3 protein-coding genes are annotated in these 5,128 nt (G+C 71.0%); 1 reads left to right on the top strand and 2 read right to left on the bottom strand.

Features of this window, described 5'->3' with window-relative positions; translation table 11 throughout:
- Nucleotides 1-713: 713 nt before the first annotated feature.
- Nucleotides 714-2,975: a M4 family metallopeptidase gene (locus ACH4F6_RS00015; RefSeq protein WP_397957498.1), complete on the bottom strand. Its 2,262-nt coding sequence runs from the start codon at nt 2,973-2,975 to the stop codon at nt 714-716.
- A gap of 906 nt (nt 2,976-3,881) precedes the next feature.
- A complete protein-coding gene (locus tag ACH4F6_RS00010) occupies nt 3,882-4,148 on the bottom strand; it encodes a hypothetical protein (protein ID WP_397957497.1) in 267 nt (88 codons plus the stop codon).
- 319 nt (nt 4,149-4,467) lie between these two features.
- On the opposite strand from ACH4F6_RS00010, the gene ACH4F6_RS00005 reads away from it, so the two are divergent.
- Nucleotides 4,468-4,920 carry a DUF5707 domain-containing protein gene (locus ACH4F6_RS00005; RefSeq protein WP_397957496.1) on the top strand — a complete coding sequence of 151 codons (453 nt, stop codon included), beginning with the start codon at nt 4,468-4,470 and terminating at the stop codon, nt 4,918-4,920.
- Nucleotides 4,921-5,128 lie beyond the last annotated feature (208 nt).

Genomic DNA, 5,128 nt, shown 5'->3' with positions numbered 1-5,128 from the left:
GCCGGGCCGGCCACAACTTTCGGGTGGGCCGCCCGGGCCTGGGTCGTGCCCCCCGCCGCCCTTCGCCCCCCCCCGGGGGGGCCCCCGGGGGGGGGGGGGGGCCCCCCGCCCCCATGACCCGCACGCGCCTTCGAAGCGCTCGTCCCGGAGGCCGGCCGAGCGACCCCCCGGTCCGTCCGGAGCGTGATCGGCACCGGGCGGGCGGTGCGTGCTCCGGTCCGCTGTGGTCCACGTCGGCACACTGCTGGGTCAGCACGTCCCCGCCGACCCGACGTGGGCCGGCACCTCCACCGGTGCGGACCGGCGGGCGCCGCCCCGCTGTTCCGATTCGCCCGGGACGACTTCACCATCGACTTCGACGACCGCCAGGTCACCCGTCCCAACGGCCGGACCAGCGGAGCACGGGTCGAACCACCTGCCATGACCCCCTGCACCGTGGCCCGGTTCCCCTCACAGCAGCGCACCCCACGCCCGGACCGGCCCGCCCGCACACGAGGCGCCGGCGCCCGCACAGACCAGCAAGACCCCCAGGGGAGACGGCTCCACGCCACCCGGCCGGCGTCGAAGGCGCGATCTGCGAGTTCATCGACGGACACCAGCTGGATCCTCGACAACTCCAGGAACACCGTTCTTGCCCGCGGTCTGCGGAGAGGAGCCCGGCCGTCCGGGGGACGGCCGGGCTCCTCGAGGTCGTGCCGCGGCGGAGGGGAGCCTCAGAAGGTCAGGCTCCAGCCGTCGAGGTATCCGGGGTCGACGGTGAAGATGCCGGGAGTGTTGTCGGTGACGCGCAGCTTCCACGTGCCGTTGGCGGGCACGGCCGACGCGTCCACGGTGAACGTGTCGTGGAGTTCCGTGCCCTCGTCCCAGACGAAGTCCTTCACCAGGATCACCGTGCCGTCCTCGGCGACGAGGTTGATCACCTGTCCGCCGATGAAGTCGTGGACGAGGTCGACGGTCACCTTGAGGTCGGCGGGCGCGTTGCCGGTCCGCCCCGTGACGGTGAGGGGTGACTCGACGGTGACCCAGTTGGGGATGTCGACCCGGGCCGGATTGGTGAAGAAGTCCCCGCCGGAGGCCAGTACGGACCAGGCGAAGGACAGTTCGCGGGTCTCCGAGGCGGAGTTCGTGACGGTGACGACCGTGGAGAAGTCGCCGGCCGCCGTCGGGGTTCCGCTGATGACTCCGGTGGCGGTGTCGATGCTCAGTCCGGCGGGCAGGCCGGTCGCGGCGTAGCCGAGAGCGCCGGGACGGGTCGAGACCGCATCGATCCGCAGTTCGGTGGGTTGGCCCACTGCGGACTTCTGGGTGGACGGAACGACGGCCGCGATGTTGTTGACGTACGAGGGGCCGACGTTGACCGCGGCCCAGGCGTTGCCGACGGCCGTGTACGCGCCGTCGGCCATGCCGAAGAGGTCGTCCGCGGCCCGGAGCGTGGCGACGCGGGCGCCCGCGTAGTCGGTGCGGCTGGTCATGTAGACCGTCAGGGCCCGGTACCAGATGGCGGCGGCGTTCTCGATGCCGATGCCGGCGACCGGGTTGCCGTCGTAGGTGGGGCTGTCGTACGCGATGCCGTTGACGGTCTTCCGGCCGCTGCCTTCGGCGAGCAGGTAGAAGAAGTGGTTGCCCACCCCGGAGCTGAAGTGGGGGTCGAGCTTCCTGGTCTCGGAGGTCCAGTAGTCCTGGGACGTCCCCTTCGAGGAGGCGTCCTTGGAGGGCCGGTCCATGTACCGGATCGGCTGTCCGGTGCCGCGCAGGTCGATCAGCTCGGCCATGGTGTAGTCCGGCGTGTCCAGCGGGTTGTCCGCGTAGAACTCCACGGCTGCGGCCATGATGTCGCTGGTCGCCTCGTTGAGGCCGCCCGACTCACCCGAGTAGTACAGGTTCGCGGTGGCGTAGGTGACGCCGTGGCTCATCTCGTGGGCCGCGATGTCCATGGAGGTCACGGGCCGGGCGTCGCCGATGCCGTCACCGTAGGTCATGCAGAAGCACAGGTCGTCCCAGAAGGCGTTGGCGTATCCGCTGCCGTAGTGGACCCGGGAGCGGGCTCCCACCCCGTCGTCGGCGATGCCGTTGCGGCCGAACCGGTCCCGGTAGAAGTCCCACGTCTTCTGTGCGCCGTACGCGGCGTCCACGGCGGCCGTCTGCTCGTGGGCGGCGGTGCCGTCGCCCCAGTGGTCGTCGTCGTCGGTGAGCAGGCTCTGCGTGTTGTCCGGGGCGAACGAGTAGGTCCGGTGGTTGCCGCGCGCCGGGTCGGACAACTCGTACGCGGTGCCGTTGTGGACCGAGCCCACCTGCACGGGGCCGCTGTACTGGCTGTGGCCCTCACCGGCGCGGATCTGCTCCGCGCTGTGCAGTCGCTCGCCGGTGGTGGCGTCGGTCACCACCTGGAGGCGGCTCGGGGTGCCGTCCTGCCGGACGCCGGTGACGAAGGTCTCCCAGGCCAGGACGGGTTCGCCGGAGCCCGCCCAGACGACTTGGCGGGGGGCCTGCGCAGTGGCGGCCCCGGCGGTCCCTTTCTCCTTGCCCGCTGCCAGCGCCTCCTTCCTGGCGGTGCCGACGGTGACGGCGGGCTCGGTCGTGTCCACAACGATCTGCGCCGAGGTGGCCTTGGTGACGGTCCCGGAGTCGCCGTCCTGGTGGACGACCAGGTCGCCGCCGAGCACCGGGAGCCCGGCGTAGGTGCGCTCGTAGCGGGTGTGGACGGTGCCGTCCGCGTCCTTGACGACATCTCTCGGCACGAGCTTCTCACGGTCGCCGAGCTTCAGCCGGCGGGCGGTGGCGGCACCGCCGGCGGCGGCCGACCCGAGCAGCTTCTCCCGCTCTTCGGGGGAGAGTTCGACGCTCCCGGACCCGGGCTCGGGCCGGACCTCGATCTGCCGGGGCGCCCGGTCCTTGTCCGCGGCGAAGGCGGCCGGGCCCGCAGCCGTAGCGGCCGGGAGCAGGAGCGCTCCCACGGTGAGCGCCGCGGTCAGCACCGCGCGCTTGCGCGGAGTGGCGGCGCCCCGAAGAGGGTGAGATCCGGATATCGGAGAATATCTTGATAATGACGGTCTGTCAGTCACTTCTGCAGCTCTCCCTGTGTCCGGCCGTACGCGCGACGGCCGGTGACGCGGATGCCGGACATGAACCGGCACGACCGGCCCCAGGCAGCGGTACGCACCACCTGGAACAGCTCGATGCTTTCAAGGAATGAAGCGAACAGGCAGAGAGGGACGGTCGGTTGTCCAAATCTCATCGACTGATCAGCTGGGCGTCCAACGCGCTTGAACAGAAACCCCCTTGAGGTAACACTTTCCCACACCGTGCTTCTGGCCAGCGGTTTTAGCGATGAAGTTTTGCCCCGCAGGCCTCTTCGCGCCACTGGAGGGCGTGCCCGCAGTCCACAGGAAGTCGGGAACGCCTTCGCGCCACCCTGGAGTCGGCGTGTCGCCTGCTGGTCATCCAGATGTAACAGAATGAATGACCAACGGCACTTGCCTTCCTCGACTTTCGACTTCTTGAAGGCGAATCGGAACCAAGGGCTTCGCGATCCGGGAGCAGATCACCGGCGCCGCCGGGCGGCCCGCAACGGCCTGAGCACAGGCCCGGACCACGAGCCCGTCGGCTCCCGTCTCCGCCGGAGCCGCCCGCGATTACTCCGGCTCGGCTTCGAGTTCCTCGGCCGGGGTCCCCCTGCGGGCGGTGCCGAAGCGGACCAGGCCGCCGGTGCCGCTGTCCGCGCGGCGGCACACCCGCCACGCGCTGGACGACGCCGTGGAACAGGCGGAGCCGTTCGCCCGCCTCCTCACGTGGCCGGGGGCGACTCGGGCGTGACGCTTCCGGTCGGGAGCCGCTCCTCCCGGCCGGGGTCCAGCGCGCGGCTGCGTCACACCCTGCGTCCCTCAGGCGCAGTACGTGCCGTTGCAGGTCCAGACCCAGCCGCAGCCGCATCCCCAACTCGTGGTGCAGGAGCAGAAGAAGTCGCAGCCGGGGGAGCAGGCACTTCCGACGTTGCACGGGCACGTCGCGGCCGGCGCGGATTCGACGCCGGCGGTGATGGTGCGCAGGACGGGAAGGACCGCCACTGCGAGGGCGAGGGCGAGGGCGAGGGCGAGGGTGAGGCCGAAGGCCGGAGCGCCGAAGTGGTCCGGTGCCCAAGTCGGCTTCACCAGGACAGGGCCTCTTGCCCGACCCTGCACGACAACCCCCGGATGCCGGCCGACCAGTGGGCCTGTCGGCCGATGACGGGTCGTCGGCGGGGGAGGGCGGTGCCGCCTCGTACGGGAGAGGGCGTCGGACCGCGCGGGCGGGGAGGCGGCCCTTTCCCGAAAGGCCTGGGTGAGCTGTCGGCGGTCCCGACCCGATCACCCAGGCGGAGTTGAGTGTGCGTACTCAGGTCCGGGGCGGCTTCGCGTTGCGAGTATCGGTGCGGCGGCGCGGTCGAGAGCGCCGGGTCCCTTCAGCCGAGAGTGTTACGGAGAACTCGTCATGTCCCGTCGTATCGCCCTGTCCACTGTTGCCGGTGTCGTCGTCCTCGCGGGTGCCGGGGCCTTCGCCCTCGCCTATGCCGGGGACCAGGCGCCCGCCCTGGCACACAGCACCGCCCGTCACGCCGCCGCGGAGGGCGGGCGGGACGGCTCGTTCGTCTTCTCCACCGAGGTCACGGCGTCCTCCGGCGTCAAGAGCCTCAAGGTGCTGGCCTGGCCGGAGAAGTCCGAACTGGCTGCGAAGCAGCCGACCGCCGAGGAGATGACCCAGGCGGAGTCAGCCCGTTGCGAACCCGCCGGTGCGGACACCGCGCGGTGCGTGTACACGGTTGCGGTGACCGCCGCCGAGGCCGCCTCGTCCCCGCGAGGAACCTGGCACGTCGCCGTTCTCGCCACCGCCGAGGACGGCACCACCACCCTGGACACCGAGGCGGCGGACTTCACCGTCGGCTAGCCGGAGTCTCGGTAGCCAGGCGGAGCACGCTTCACTGAGCTTCTTCGAGTGGGCCACTGATCGGGTGACGTCCGCGGAGCGCAACGAGCGAGGCCCCCGGGCAGTTGATCGAGATGTCTGACGTCTCAACCACACGGCTCGGGGGCCTCGTTGGTCATCTATCCTGCCGCACTCGACCTGCCGCATGCGCTCGTGGAGTGGGTGACCA

This window comes from Streptomyces sp. NPDC017936 (assembly GCF_044328485.1).
Taxonomy (GTDB): Bacteria; Actinomycetota; Actinomycetes; order Streptomycetales; family Streptomycetaceae; genus Streptomyces.
Note: the sequence above shows the minus strand (reverse complement) of the source record. Positions and strands in the feature narration are given on the sequence as shown.